Below are 13,551 nucleotides of genomic sequence, written 5' to 3' on the forward strand. Positions count from 1 at the left end.
CGGGTCGTCTAATCGCGAGGTTCGGATTGGAAGTACTGGGACACCGCCAGCAGCACGATCGACAGGACGATGAGCAGCGAAGAGATCGCCGCGATCGTGGGGTCGATCTCGTCGCGCAGGGCGAGGAACATGCGCCGCGTCAGGGTCGCCTTGTCGCCGCCGGCGATCAGCAGGCCGATCACCACCTCGTCGAGCGAGGTGATGAAGGCGAGCAGGGCACCGGAGATCACCGAATTGCGGATCTGCGGCAGGGTCACGGTGAGGAAGGCGCGCGGGCGCGACGCGCCCATGCTGCGGGCGACCATCTCCTGGTTCATGTCGAAGCTCTTGAACCCGGCCGTGACCGAGATCAGCACGAGCGGCAGCGCCAGCACCGTATGCGCGAGCACGAGGCCCGAGAGCGAATTGTTCAGCTCGAGCGGCGCGAAGAACAGGAAGATGCCGATGGCGAGCAGGATGACCGGGATCATCATCGGTAACGTCAGGGCGACCTGGACGAGGCGGCCGGCGCCGCTGCGCGCGAGATGGAGGCCATAGGCCGCGAGCGTGCCGGTCACGGTCGCGACGATGGTCGTCAGGAAGGCGGCTTGCAGCGACACGACAGTGGCGTCGCGCCATTCGAGCGAGCCGAAATAGGCACGATACCAGCGCAGCGACCAGGATTCCGGCGGGAACGACAGGTAGCGCGAATCCGAGAAGCTCATCGGGATCACGAGCAGCGTCGGTGCGATCAGGAAGACGATGACCAGACCGCACAGGACATAGAGCCAGAGCCTGTCCAGATGGGTGATCTGCGTGCTCGTCGCAGGCTGTCGCAGCATCAGCGTGCCTCCCCGAGTTTCGCCGAGCCGGTCAGCCTCGAGACCAGCCAGAGGATGCCGAGCGTGATGACGAGGAGGACGACGCCCATGGCGCTGGCGGCGCCCCAGTCGGCATAGACGGTGGTCGAACGCTCGATCTGCATCGCCCACATCATCACGCGGCCGCCGCCCAGCAGTGCCGGGGTGACGTAGAAGCCGAGCGACAGCACGAAGACGACGATCAGGCCGGCCGCGAGGCCCGGGAAGGAGAGCGGCACATAGATCTGCCAGAAGGCGCGGATCGGCGAGGCGCCGAGATTGGCGGCCGCGCGCATGTAGTCATCGCTGATCGTCTTCATGGTCGCGTAGAGCGGCAGCACCATGAAGGGCAGCATGATATGGGTCATGCCGATCGCCGTGCCGGTGAAATTATGCACCAGCCGCAGGGGCTCCTCGATGATGCCGAGCTTCTGCAGCCAGGTATTGACGAGGCCCCGTCGCTGCAGCAGCACCAGCCAGGCGTAGGTCCGCACCAGCAGCGAAGTCCAGAACGGGAAGAGCACGCAGAGCAGGACGAGACTGGCCCAGCGCCGCGGCAGCTGCGAGGCGAGGTACGCCAGCGGGTAGCCGAGCAGCAGGCAGACCACGGTGACGGTGAAGGCCAGCTCGAAAGTGGTCCGCAGCGTCAACAGATAGGTCGGGTGCAGCAATCTCTGGTAGTGGATGAGGGTGAAGCCGCTCTTGTCGACAAAGGACAGCCAGAACAGCCAGCCGATCGGGATGAGTACGACGAAGCCGACGAGCAGGAGCGCCGGCAGGGTCAGCGCCAGCATCGAGCGCCGCTCGCCATGGGCCTGGCGCCGCAGCGCCTCCTCATTGGCTCCGGAAGCCGTGCCGCCGGTTGCGATCTGATCCAGAGCCAGCGTCATGGCCGGCCCGTTTGCGGGGTATCCGCGTCGGCTGGGACGATGATCGCGTCCTCGGCGGAAAACCCGACCCGGACCGCGGTGCCTACCTCGGCGAGGACTTCGTCCGTGCGCAGGGAGCGCCGGATCGCGATCTCATGATCGCTCGCGGTCCTGACATAGGTGACGATGCTGTCGCCCTGGAAGACGTTCTGGCGGACATGGCCGGCGATGACATTGGCCTCAGTCGGCGCCGCATCGGCAAGGAGGCGCAGCTTTTCCGGTCGCAGCACGAGGAAGCTCGACGCGCTGCTCGCCGGTGCCGGCGCCGCGCTGAGCAGTGGGGCGCCGGCGAAGCTCGCCCGCCCATCCCGGACTTCGATGGGCAAGGTCGAGGACTCGCCGATGAAGCTCGCGACGAAATGCGTGGCCGGCCGCTCGTAGAGTTCGCGTGGGCGGTCGAGCTGGACGACGCGGCCGCGGTTGATCACCGCGATCCGATCCGACATCGTCAGTGCCTCGCGCTGGTCGTGCGTCACATAGACCGTGGTCATGCCGAGGCGATCATGCAGGCGGCGGACCTCGAGCTGCATCTGCTCGCGCAGATTCTTGTCGAGCGCGGAGAGCGGCTCGTCCATCAGCAGGATGCGCGGCTCGAAGATCACCGCGCGCGCCAACGCGACACGCTGGCGCTGGCCGCCGGACAACTGGTCGATGCGCCGCTCGCCGAAAGCGCTCAGCTGAATGAGATCGAGCGCGCGCTCGACCCGCCCGGCGATCTCCCGCGCCGGCACGTTTCGCAGCTTGAGCGGGTAGGCTAGATTGCCCGCGACCGTCATGTGCGGGAACAGCGCATAGTTCTGGAACACCATGCCGATGTCGCGCTTGTGCGGCGGCAGCAGCACCACCTCCCGATCGGCGAAGCGGACGCTGCCCGATTGCGGCCGCACGAAACCGGCGAGCACCATCAGCAGCGTCGTCTTGCCGGAGCCGGAGGGGCCGAGCAGCGTGATGAACTCGCCGCTCCTGATCGAGAGGCTGACATCGTCGAGCGCCTTGAAGGAGCCGTATGACTTGACCAGGCGCTCGATGGTGATCGGCAGGGAGCCGCTGCGGTTGCCACCGGCCGCCGGAGCGTCGGCAGGTGTAGCCATGACTGTCATCCTGTTACCTTTTCATGCGAGGGCGGCCGGGCCCGGGCGAGCCCGGCCGCTCGTGTTCAGCGCTGGATGAACAGGTCGAACTGCTTGGTCAGCTCGTCGAGATTCGCGGCCCAGTAGTTCGCGTCGAGCACGAAGCCCTTCTTGGCGTTCTCCGGGGAGCTGGGCAGCTTGGCCGCGACCTCCGGCTTGATGATGCCCGTGTTGAAGGCCTCGACATTGGCCGGACCGTAATTGATGTAGAGCGCGATACGGGCCTGGACCTCCGGACGGCTCATGATCTCGATCGCCTTCATCGCCAGGTCCTTGTTCTTGGCGCCCTTGGGCACGACCCAGCAGTCCGTCAGCAGCATCTGCTGGTTGAAGGTCAGGCTCACCTTCTCACCCTCGGTCGCGAGGGCTTCGGCGCGGCCGTTCCAGATCGCCGCCATCTCGACCTCGCGATCCTTCAGCACCTGCTGGGACTGGGCGCCGGAGGCCCACCAGACGACGACGTCCTTCTTGATCGCCTCGAGCTTCTTGAAGGCGCGCGCAGTGTCGAGCGGGTAGAGCTTTTCCATCGGCACGCCATCGGCGAGCAGGGCGGATTCGAGCGCGTAGACCGGGCTGCGGCGCATGGTGCGGCCGCCGGGGAAGGTCTTGGTGTCCCACATGTCGGCCCAGCTCGACGGCTTCTTGTCGCGATACTTCTCGTCGCTCCAGGCCAGGGTCGTGGCGTAGACCAGATTCGAGATCCAGCCCTTGCCCTTCATGTTGTCGGCGATGCCCTTGACCCCGAGGATGGCCGGCGTCAGCGGCTCGGTGTTGCCCTCCTTGTCGAGCAGCGCACAGCCATAATTGCCCTGCTGGACGAGATCCCAGGTCGGGCGCCCGGAGGCCACCTGCGCGCGCACATCGGCGACGCCGGATGTGGTCTCCTCCTTGATCGTCACGCCGAGTTCCTTCTCGACGATGTTGAACCAGGCCTCCCTCTGCGCCTTCTGGTAGGCGCCGCCCCAGGACGAGATCGTCAGGGTCTGTTGCGCGGCGGCCGGTGCGATATGGCCGGCGGTCGCGGCCAGTGCCACGGCTGCGAGGGCGTGAGCGACGAATTTCATGGTATCTCCCCTTGTGGTTATGCGCGCATGCAGATGAGGCTGTGCTCTCCTTCTCGCGTCACGTCTGACGCGAGAATATTCGATCTCCCCCGAGATAGGTTTCATCGACACGGACGTCGGCGAGGGTCTCTGGATCCACGCTGAAGACATCCTCGTGAAGGATGGAAAAGTCCGCAAGCTTGCCGACTCCGAGATCACCCTTGATGTGTTCTTCCTTGCCGCAATAGGCGCCGAGCGTCGTGTAGGCTTCGACGGCCTCGTAGACGCTCACCGCCTCGCGGCGGTCGAGATCGGCGCCGCTGTCGGTCTTGCGGTTCACCATCGAGTAGATGCCGCGGAACGGATTGGGGTGGCAGACGGGGCAATCGGAATGGCCCGGCGCCTTCACGCCTGCATCGATCATGCTCCGGTGCGGCCACATGTACCGCATCGCCGCCGCGCCGCGATTGCGCCGATACGCGTCGCCGAGATCGTAGGCGAAGCCGGTGGCGGAGGAGCAGATGACCTGCAGCTTCTTGAGGCGCTCGAGGATGGCCGGGGTGACGTTGCAGCAATGCTCGACGCGCAGCCGGTGGTCGTGGACCGGGTGATGCTGGAGCGCGTGCTCGAACGCATCGAGCACGAAGTCGATGCCGCGGTCGCCGACACCGTCCGCGCCGACGAGCAGGCCCGCCTTGTGCGCGCGCAGGACCCGCTGCTTGAAGTCCTCGAGCTCGTAGAGCAGCATCCCCCGATTATCTTCGGGCTCGCCGAGCACCTTTTCGCCGATATAGGGCTCGTAATAGGCGGCGGTCCGTCCGCTGGTCGAGCAGTCGGGGCACCATTCCACCCCGGTGAGCCGGATCCATTCGTCGCCGAAGCCGGTGCGCCAGCCCGAGCGGATGATCGCATCGATCAGCTCGTCCTCGCGGCCGCTGGCCAGGAGGCCGACGCGCATGCGCAGCTCGTTGTTCTCGCGCATCTTCTGATAGGCGACGATGCCTTGCGTCGAGCACAGGCTGTTGTGCACGGAGGTGATGCCGTAGGACGCGAAATCGTCGAAGACACGCACCAGGCCGCCGGCGAAATCGTCGGGCGTGAATCCGCGCTGGCAGAGATTGACGATCTCATGGGCTGCCGTCTCGCGCAGCAGCCCGGTCAGTTCGCCCGTCTGCGGGTCACGGTCGAGGCGGCCGAAGGGCGGATCACTGCTCTCGCGCGTGAAGCCGGCGGCGGCCAGGGCCGCGCTGTTGGCGAAGCCGAGATGTGCGTCGCGCCGATAGAGAAAGGCCGGTCGCCCGCCGGCTGCCTGGTCGAGCTCGTCACGGGTCGGATAGCCGCCCAACCGGGTATCGTCGTAGCGAAAGCCGACGAACCAGTGATCGGCCGGCTTGCCCTCGAGCGTGGCGCGGACATGGGCGAGCACGTCCTCCTTGCTGCCGAACTCGGTGGAAAGGTCCGACCAGCGGCCGAGCCGGGCGCCGTGCATGTCGGGATGGCAGTGGCTATCGATGAAGCCCGGCAGCACAGTCCGGCCACCGCAGTCGATCCGCTCGGCGAAGGGCGCGAGTTCCTTGATCTCCTGGTTGCTCCCATGTGCGACGACCTTCGAGCCGCTGATCGCGAGAGCTTCCACGAAATGGTCCGGTCGCTCCATCGTCGCGATCTTGCCGTTGATCACGATCCTGTCGATCCGAGGCACTGTCATCGCCGGTCCCACTCCCTCCCGCTCAGCGCGGCGCTCGACAAATCCCGCGCATCGCCGGCCGTCGCGCGGGCGTCCGCGGACAGCGTAGGGTGGCGTCGGCCGGAAAACGAAGCTGCATGCCCGGCGCCCGATAATCGCAGCTGCAGCGCTGCGTCAGGTCTTGTTTGACATGTCAGTAAAGGCAGCGTCACAAAGCTGAGAGGCGTTGTCAATCATGAATTTTCACGGAAACGCGAGCGTAGCTGTCTTGCCGATCTGAGAGGTTGCAGCCTAATCTGATATGTCAGTTTGACCGAGCGCCCTGGGCGGTTTGAGGAGAGATGAATGGGTTTTGCGGGGGAGGCGTCCTCGACCTTGGCCGTGGAAGCCTACAGGCGTCTCGAGGAAATGATCATCCTCGGCGAGCTCAGGCCAGGAACGCGGTTGTCGGAGCAGACGCTGGCGCAGGCCCTGGCCCTGGGGCGCACGCCGATTCGCGAGGCCCTGCAGAGGCTGCGCGAGAACAATCTCGTCGATATCCTGCCGCGCTCCGGCGTCTTCGTCACGGATGTCGACTTCCGGGACCAGTTTCTGCTGATGGAGGTTCGTCGCCCCCTGGAGTGTCAGGTTGCGGTGCGGGCCGCCAGGCTCGCTTCGAGCGAGGACAGGGCGCGCTTCATGGAGATGGCGCAGCGCATGCGGGCTGTCGTCGACGCCGGGGACAAGGTCGGCTTGATGAACGTCGACCGAAGCTTCAAGGATTTGTCGCTGCGGGTGGCGCGCAACAAGTTCCTGACTGCGGCGCTCGCTCCCATTCAGGCCAATTCCCGGCGCGTGTACTTCATGCATCTCGAGGCGACGAACATTCCCATAGGGCATGCGCATGCTGATGCGATCGAGGCGATCGGGCGCGGCGATGTCGATCGGTCATTGGAGGCCGCGACGAAATTCCTCGATGAGATGGAGTCTTTCCTGAGGAGGCGGCTCGCGAATAGTCTTGTGTTTTCCTAGTCTTGGCGAGGTTTCTGCCGGAGTGGTTTCGGAAGTGATCCGACCGCTCTCGTGAAAAGGCGTTAGTTTCGGCTCGCTGGTCGGGCAGGTGGGTCTTGCGCAGCCGTCACGGGCCGCGCGCAGCGGCCACATCGCGAGGAATTGCACTGGCCAGCCTGGTTGGCGACGCTGTGGGATCGCGGGCCGAGCAAGCCTGCCAAGCTTGACAAGCCCGTGCATTCAAACGACCAACGCGACGGTCCGGGGGCGGGCATGATCTTGGATGTCCAGCCTGCTCGGGTCGCCAGGAGATGCCGTGCATGCCATTACGCATCATGAATGAGCCGGGCATGGCGGGAGAACGTCGCGCGGCATCTGGCTCGACCTTTCCGGCACGGCATTGAGCTGTTCGCTCACAAATTTTCTTACAGTCGCAGTCGCAGCAGCAGTGCGCGATAGACCGTGAATTGCACCCGGGGCCAGCGTCGATGATCAGCAATCCGATCCCCTGGCCGAACAATGCGCGTTGCGCCGTCGCCTATACCTTCGACATGGACGCGGAGGCGCTGCTTCACATCAACTTCCGCGAGCAGGCGCCGGACCGTGTCGCACTGGCCTCGATGCTGCGCTACGAGCCGCAGGTCGCCGTGCCGCGGCTTCTGGAAATCTTCCGCCGCTCCGGGTTGCGGCAGACCTTCTTTATCCCGGGATGGTGCGTCGAAGCCTATCCGGCGACCGTCGAACAGATTCTCGCGGCGGGGCATGAGCTCGGCCATCATGGCTACCTCCACAGGCGGCCGAATACGCAGAGCCGAGACGAGGAGGCGGAGAGCCTCGGGCGCGGGATCGAGGCGTTGGCGCGGCTGAGCGGGCAGAAGCCTGCGGGCTATCGTGCCCCGGCCTACGCCTTTTCCCGGCACACGCTGGAGCTGCTGCAGGATAGCGGCTTCAGCTACGACAGCTCGCTGCTGGGCGACGACCAGCCCTATCTGATCGGCAATGCACGCGGAGATCTCGTCGAGCTGCCGACCGACATGTCGCTTGACGATTGGACGCAATATGTCTGCGTCAAGGAGTTCGGCTACATGCTGCCGATCGCCTCGCCCGCACGGGCGATGGAGGTCTTCCGGGCCGAATTCGACGCGGCCTGGCGCCATGGCGGCCTCTGGAACGCCGTCTGGCACCCCTTCGTCTCGGGGCGGCCGTCTCGCGCGGACGCCTTCGCCGGGCTGATCGAATACATGCAGGAGAAGGGCGGCGTCTGGTTCGCTACCCTTGCCGAGATCGCCGCCCATGTCCGCGGTCTCGCCGAACAGGGGATCTGGCAGCCGCGGCGCGATCAGGTGCCGTTCTGGCCCGAGCCCCTGCAGGACAGGGAATTGACCTGAGATCGCGAGCGGTGACCAGGAACCGCTGGACGGTACATCATGCCAGGATACGGCCGCGGTTCAGTATCCCCGCCGGGTCGAGCGCGTCCTTGAGGGTTCGCATCAAGGCGAGCTCGGAATCGGAGCGGCTGTAGCCGAGATAGGGGCGCTTCAGCACGCCGACGCCGTGTTCGGCCGAGATACTGCCCTCGACGTCCCGGACGGTGCGGTACACCACCTCGGCAAGCCCGTCGAAGCCCGTTCCTTCGGGCGGATGGATCGAGAGATGCAGATTGCTGTCGGCGAGGTGGCCGAACATGATCAGGCTCGCGCCGGGGCTGGCCTGCGCGATCCGGGCATGCAGGAGATCGGCACCCTGAGCCATCGCTGCGAGCGGCACGCTGATGTCGAAATGCAGGCCGGTCGGCAGGTGCCGGTAGAACTCCGAGCTCGCTTCGCGATAGGTCCAGAAGCGCGCCCGTTCCCGACTCGATTGCGCGACGAGCACGTCTTCAAGCAGCCCTTCCTCGACGAGCGCGCTGAGCGCCTCCAGGAACAGGTCCGCATAGGCTTCGCCGGCGGGAAGCGCCGCCTCGACCAGCAGGGTGAGCGCTGGGCCCGATGTGAAGGGCGGCGGCAGCGCTGCATGGGCTGCCGTGGCGGCGAGATAGTCGCGCCACATCGCCTCGAAGGCGAGGAGGCCGCCCGGCAGCTTCGCCTCCAACCGGTCGAGCACCTGCAAGGCTTCAGCGACGCCCGCGACGGAGCAGAGCGCGGTGTGGTGGCTCGGCACGGCCGGCTGGAGCGCCAACAGGACGCGCGTGACGACGCCGAGCGTGCCCTCGCTGCCGATCAGGAGCTGGGTCCAGTCGTAGCCGGCATTGTTCTTGATGACCTTGACGAGCGAGCTGACGATGCGGCCGTCCGGCAGCACCGCTTCGAGGCCGAGCACGTTGCGGCGGGTCATGCCATAACGCAGCACCTGCACGCCCCCGGCATTGGTCGCGACATTGCCGCCGATGGTGCAGCTGCCGCGCGCGCCAAGATCGACGCCATACAGAAGGCCTGCCTCGGCCGCCCGCTGCTGGATCGCCTCCAGCGGCGTGCCGGCGAGGGCGGTCATCGTCCGGCCGACGGGATCGAGCTCCTCGATGCCGTTCATCCGTTCGAGGGAGAGCGCGATCTCGCCTTCGACGGGGTGAGCGCCGCCTGCCAGCCCGGTCAGGCCGCCCTGAACGACGACTGGAAGGGAGAAGCGGTGGCAGATCGCCAGCGCCGCCGAGACCTCGGCCGTGCTGCGTGGCAGCAGCAGCGCCGCCGGCGCGCAAGGCGGCAGCCCGGCGCTGTCGGCGCGGTTGCGCACGGGCACGGCGTCCCCGACGCGGATCTGATCGTCGCCGAGGGCGGTCCTGAGCGCCGCCAGCACTTCCTGGGGCTGGCTCATGCCGCCGCGTTCTCGCAGCCGTGGCCGAAGTTGGCCGCGGCGTCGGCGGCCGGAACCCGGCGGCCGCCGATATCGAGCCGGCGCCAGGATTTCACGGTGTCGCTCCTGGTTTCGTCTCGGCGAGCCGGCGGTCGTAGTCGAGCACGGCCTGGAGCAGCACCTGCGCTCCCGCGCCGCAATCCTCAAAGGAGGCGTCCTCCGCCTCGTTGTGGCTGAGGCCCCCGGCACAGGGCACGAAGATCATCGCCGTCGGCGCGATGCGGGCGATATAGGCGGCATCGTGGCCGGCGCCGGAGACGATGTCGCGCATGCGGTAGCCGAGGCTGCCGGCGGCATCGCGCACCGAAGCGATGCAGCCGGGATCGAAGGGCACGGGCGGCGAGTCCCAGATCCGCGTCAGCGTGCCGGTGACGCCGTGTTCGGCGCAGATTGCCGCCAGAGCCTGCTCGATGGCAGCCTCGGTCCCGTCGAGCGCGCCGGCATCGGGATGGCGCAGGTCGACCGAGAGCGAGGCTGCGCCGGGAATGACATTGCGGGAGCCGGGATGGACCGCGATCGTTCCGACGGTGGCGACGGCCCCGGGGCAGGCGCGGGCGGCAGCCTGCACGGCCAGCACCAGCGCGGCCGCGGCGGGGAGGGCGTCCCTGCGCATCGCCATCGGGGTCGAGCCGGCATGCGACTCGCGGCCGGTGATCTCGACATCGTACCAGCGCATGCCCTGGACGCCGGTGACGACACCGATCGTATCGCCCTCGGCCTCGAGGATCGGCCCCTGCTCGATATGGAGCTCGAACATGGCGCCGATCGGCGTCGACCCGATCCCGACCTCGCCACGATAGGAGATCGCCTCGATCGCCTCGGCGAAGCTCACGCCCTCACCATCCTTGCGCGTATCGGCATAGGTGCGGTCAAACACGCCGGCATGGACGCCGGAGCCGAGCATGGCGGGCGCGAAGCGCGAGCCCTCCTCGTTCGTCCAGTTGACCAGCATGACCGGCGCATGGGTCTCATAGTCGGCGGCGTGCAGGGTGCGCAGGCATTCGAGCCCGGCGAGCACGCCGAGCACGCCGTCGAACTTGCCACCGGTCGGCTGCGTGTCGAGATGGCTGCCCATCGCGATCGGCGGCAGCGCGTTGTTCCGGCCCGGCCTGATCGCGAACATGTTGCCGACCTCATCGACATGCACGCTACAGCCGAGGCTCTCGCATTCGGCCCGGAACCAGTCGCGGACGCGGCGATCTTCCTCGCCCAGCGTCAGGCGCCGGATGCCGCCCTTGGCGGTGCCGCCGATCCGGGCGGTCTCCATGAGATCGCTCCAGAGACGCTTTGCATCGATGCTCAGATTGTTCGCGCGCTTCGTCATGACGTTTCTCAGCAGGGGACTTCGATCAGGAACGGCCCCGGCTGGCGGAAGCTCGTCCCGACGAGTTCGATCAGGCGCTCGACGCTGTCCGCGCGGGCGGCTTCCACGCCCATGCCGCCGGCGAGCTTGACCCAGTCGAGATCGGGGCGGCGCAGGTCGAGCATGTCGAGCGCCGTCCGTCCGGGGTTCAGCGCGCCGACATTGAACAGCTCGGTCTCGAGGCTCTGATAGGCCCGGTTTGCGAAGATGATGTTGGTGACATTGAGATTCTCGCGTGCCTGCGTCCACAGCGCCTGCAAGGTGTACATGCCGCTGCCATCGGCCTGCAGCGCCACAGTGCGCCGCTCCGGGCAGGCCACGGCAGCGCCGGTCGCCAGCGGCAGGCCGATGCCGATCGAGCCACCGGTCAGCTGCAGCCAGTCATGCGCGGGTGCGCCGGCCGTGTGCCGGTAGCAGAAGCCCGCGGCATTGATGCTCTCGTCGACGAGGATCGCGTCCTCCGGCATCAATGCGCCGACCACGGCGGCGGCGGCCTCGGCGGTGAGCGCCCCCGAGGGAAGGTCCGGGCGGGCCAGTGCCTGCAGGACCGGTGGTGCGCCGGCACCGATCAGGTCGGCGAGGCGTTCGAGCGCGTCTTCGAGATCGTCCTCCGGCGCGGCGAGGTGGTGTACGGCGCAGTCCGGCGGCAGGACGAGGCTCGGCTTGCCGGGATAGGCGAAGAAGGCGACCGGCTCCGGCGCGCCGACCAGCACGACGCGGCGCACTTCGGCGAGCTGCGCCAGCGCGTCGGCGACGGGATAGAAGACGCGTTCGAGCGCGACGCGCCCGGCGCCGCGGGCGATCCGGGCATTGGAGGTCGGCGCCATCAGGCGCGCACCATGGGTTTGCGCGATCCGGCTCGCCAGTTCCAGCGGCCGTGCCCGCAAGGCGCGCCCGCCGACCATGAGCAGCGTCGGCTCGCCGGAGCGCAGGGCCGCAGCCGCCTCCTTCAGTGCCTCGTCCGAGACCTTCGGGCGCGCCGGCGGGAGGAGGCGCGGCGCCGGGCCGTCGGCATCGTTCCAGGCGGTGTCGGCCGGCAGGATCAGTGTCGCGACCCGGCCTGCGCCGGAGAGCGAAGCCTGCACCGCCTCGGCGCCGTCGCGGGCGACGGCGCGGGCATCCTTCGAGGTCCTCACCCAGTCCGACATCGGCCGGGCGACGCCTTCGACATCGGAGGAAAGGGGCGCGTCGTAGACGGCGTGATGCGTCGCATGATCGCCGACGATGTTGACGATCGGGGTACTGGCCTTGCGGGCGTTGTGGAGATTGGCCAGCGCGTTGCCGAGGCCGGGGCCGAGATGGAGCAGGGTCGCGGCCGGCTTGTCGGCCATGCGCGCATAGCCGTCGGCCGCGCCGGAGACGACGCCCTCGAACAGCCCGAGCACGCAGCGCATGCCGGGGACCCGGTCGAGCGCCGCGACGAAGTGCATCTCCGACGTGCCGGGATTGGCGAAACAGGTGTCGATCCCGCTGGCGATCAGCGTCCTGACCAGGCTTTCCGCGCCGTTCATGCCTTCTTGTCCCGCCTTGCATTGCCGAAACATGGAGGAGCCGGGCGTCTAGCCCGGCCCGCGGAGCCCGTTCCGATCAGATCGAAGCAACCCGACCGGCGAATCCGCCTCTAACATACTGACAGAGAACGCGAGGTCCGATCCGACTGCGGAGCAATCGGATCGGCGCGTGCTCCATTCTCAGAGCGGATCGCGAACCAGCGGCGAGGTCGAGCAGTGAATGCCGCCGCCGCCGAGCGCGACCTTGTCGTACTCTACGACACGGACGGTGATTCCCGCCTTGTCGAACTTCGCCTGCGTGCGCTCGGAGAGGCCGCCGGCCATGATTACCCGGCCCGGGCGAACCGCAAGGCAGTTGATGACCCAGTTGCCGTCGTCCGGGCAGACCTCGATCTGGCGGATGCCGAGCTGCTTCAGCCGCTCGAGGAACCAGAAGGGCAGCAGCGTCGGGTTCACGAACGCCGTCTCGGCGTCGACCATCACGAACATGCCGTCGATGTGCAGGCGATAGCCGGTGAGCTCGACGCGGAGCAGCTCGACGCCGTGGACGCGCAGCACTTCCTCGAGCTGGCGGGCGCCTTCCTCGTTGACGCGGCTCGACAGGCCGACGACGGCGACCTTCGGCGTGATGAAGGCGAAGCTGCCGCCTTCCATCAGGCCGGTGCCGCCGATGGTCCGCAGGATCGGCATGCCGAGCTTGCCGAGGGTGCGCGTGACCGGCAGCTCCTCGCCACGGCGGATCGGCGGGCCGAGACGGGTGACGATGGCGCCGCCATCGATGGCGATGACGCTGTCGCGGGTGTAGACGGACTTCATCTTGCCGGGCGCGCATTCGTCGAGGAAGACGACCTCGGCACCTTCCTCGCGCAGGGCGGCGACGAGCTTGTCATGCTGGGCCTGCTGGGCCGGAAGGTCGGGGATCGAGTCGCCGCGCCAGTACCAGCCCTTCTCCGGGTCACCGAAGGCGCCGATGTCGGGGATGCGCTTGGTGGGATCGACGACGTTGAGCTCCGGGCCGGGGCGGTGCATCAGCACCTTGCGGATCTGGCCGACATCGTTGTTGCAGCCCCAGCGCTGCCCCCAGACCTCGACCTGCTCGGACTCGGCCTCGAAGGCCGGCTCGGCCCGCGAGGCGAAGGTCTTGATGAGCATGTTGTAGCGGTATTCGTGTTCCGAAATGATCGACATGGTCTTCTCCTGAATCCGATG

11 protein-coding genes are annotated in these 13,551 nt (G+C 67.3%); 2 read left to right on the top strand and 9 right to left on the bottom strand.

Translation table 11 applies throughout. The features are described from left to right. Positions 1-8: 8 nt before the first annotated feature. From RKE40_RS10275 to RKE40_RS10295, 5 genes are all read right to left on the bottom strand, one after another. Positions 9-821 (bottom strand): ABC transporter permease, encoded by an 813-nt coding sequence (locus RKE40_RS10275; RefSeq protein WP_066477921.1) that lies wholly within the window; start codon positions 819-821, stop codon positions 9-11. Continuing rightward, entirely contained in the window at positions 821-1,729 is a 909-nt protein-coding gene (locus tag RKE40_RS10280) for an ABC transporter permease (protein WP_316018143.1), read from the bottom strand. Before RKE40_RS10280 ends, RKE40_RS10275 begins: the two co-directional genes overlap by 1 nt. Beyond that, positions 1,726-2,859, bottom strand: a complete 1,134-nt coding sequence (locus RKE40_RS10285; RefSeq protein ID WP_316018144.1) for an ABC transporter ATP-binding protein — start codon at positions 2,857-2,859, stop codon at positions 1,726-1,728. Before RKE40_RS10285 ends, RKE40_RS10280 begins: the two co-directional genes overlap by 4 nt. Positions 2,860-2,924: 65 nt before the next feature. Continuing rightward, positions 2,925-3,962 (bottom strand): polyamine ABC transporter substrate-binding protein, encoded by a 1,038-nt coding sequence (locus RKE40_RS10290; protein WP_316018145.1) that lies wholly within the window; start codon positions 3,960-3,962, stop codon positions 2,925-2,927. A 58-nt stretch (positions 3,963-4,020) separates the two neighbouring features. Further along, the gene (locus tag RKE40_RS10295; RefSeq protein WP_316018146.1) at positions 4,021-5,649 is read right to left on the bottom strand and encodes an amidohydrolase; all 1,629 of its coding nucleotides are present in this window, start codon (positions 5,647-5,649) and stop codon (positions 4,021-4,023) included. Positions 5,650-5,973: 324 nt separating this feature from the next. Here RKE40_RS10295 and RKE40_RS10300 point away from each other — a divergent pair, with 324 nt between their 5' ends. Next, a complete protein-coding gene (locus RKE40_RS10300; protein WP_316018147.1) occupies positions 5,974-6,639 on the top strand; it encodes a GntR family transcriptional regulator in 666 nt (221 codons plus the stop codon). Between the two features lie 467 nt (positions 6,640-7,106). Continuing rightward, complete coding sequence (locus tag RKE40_RS10305; RefSeq protein WP_316018148.1) at positions 7,107-8,006, top strand: polysaccharide deacetylase family protein; 900 nt, start codon at positions 7,107-7,109, stop codon at positions 8,004-8,006. 37 nt (positions 8,007-8,043) lie between these two features. Here the strand turns inward: RKE40_RS10305 and RKE40_RS10310 are convergent, their stop codons facing one another. The 4 genes from RKE40_RS10310 to RKE40_RS10325 form a co-directional block, all read right to left on the bottom strand. Beyond that, entirely contained in the window at positions 8,044-9,429 is a 1,386-nt protein-coding gene (locus tag RKE40_RS10310) for an FAD-binding oxidoreductase (RefSeq protein WP_316018149.1), read from the bottom strand. A gap of 91 nt (positions 9,430-9,520) precedes the next feature. Beyond that, positions 9,521-10,792 carry a Zn-dependent hydrolase gene (locus RKE40_RS10315; RefSeq protein WP_316018150.1) on the bottom strand — a complete coding sequence of 424 codons (1,272 nt, stop codon included), beginning with the start codon at positions 10,790-10,792 and terminating at the stop codon, positions 9,521-9,523. 8 nt (positions 10,793-10,800) lie between these two features. Then, complete coding sequence (locus RKE40_RS10320) at positions 10,801-12,342, bottom strand: acetolactate synthase large subunit (RefSeq protein ID WP_316018151.1); 1,542 nt, start codon at positions 12,340-12,342, stop codon at positions 10,801-10,803. Positions 12,343-12,522: 180 nt separating this feature from the next. Then, positions 12,523-13,530: a dimethylarginine dimethylaminohydrolase family protein gene (locus RKE40_RS10325; protein ID WP_316018152.1), complete on the bottom strand. Its 1,008-nt coding sequence runs from the start codon at positions 13,528-13,530 to the stop codon at positions 12,523-12,525. Positions 13,531-13,551: the final 21 nt, after the last annotated feature.

The sequence above is a fragment of the Allobosea rubneri genome (assembly GCF_032464875.1).
Lineage (GTDB): Bacteria > Pseudomonadota > Alphaproteobacteria > Rhizobiales > Beijerinckiaceae > Allobosea > Allobosea rubneri.

Coding starts and splice junctions, on each gene's coding strand:
- RKE40_RS10275 (WP_066477921.1), bottom strand. CDS start 821: ATGCTGCGACAGCCTGCGACGAGCACGCAGATCACCCATCTGGACAGG.
- RKE40_RS10280 (WP_316018143.1), bottom strand. CDS start 1,729: ATGACGCTGGCTCTGGATCAGATCGCAACCGGCGGCACGGCTTCCGGA.
- RKE40_RS10285 (WP_316018144.1), bottom strand. CDS start 2,859: ATGGCTACACCTGCCGACGCTCCGGCGGCCGGTGGCAACCGCAGCGGC.
- RKE40_RS10290 (WP_316018145.1), bottom strand. CDS start 3,962: ATGAAATTCGTCGCTCACGCCCTCGCAGCCGTGGCACTGGCCGCGACC.
- RKE40_RS10295 (WP_316018146.1), bottom strand. CDS start 5,649: ATGACAGTGCCTCGGATCGACAGGATCGTGATCAACGGCAAGATCGCG.
- RKE40_RS10300 (WP_316018147.1), top strand. CDS start 5,974: ATGGGTTTTGCGGGGGAGGCGTCCTCGACCTTGGCCGTGGAAGCCTAC.
- RKE40_RS10305 (WP_316018148.1), top strand. CDS start 7,107: ATGATCAGCAATCCGATCCCCTGGCCGAACAATGCGCGTTGCGCCGTC.
- RKE40_RS10310 (WP_316018149.1), bottom strand. CDS start 9,429: ATGAGCCAGCCCCAGGAAGTGCTGGCGGCGCTCAGGACCGCCCTCGGC.
- RKE40_RS10315 (WP_316018150.1), bottom strand. CDS start 10,792: ATGACGAAGCGCGCGAACAATCTGAGCATCGATGCAAAGCGTCTCTGG.
- RKE40_RS10320 (WP_316018151.1), bottom strand. CDS start 12,342: ATGAACGGCGCGGAAAGCCTGGTCAGGACGCTGATCGCCAGCGGGATC.
- RKE40_RS10325 (WP_316018152.1), bottom strand. CDS start 13,530: ATGTCGATCATTTCGGAACACGAATACCGCTACAACATGCTCATCAAG.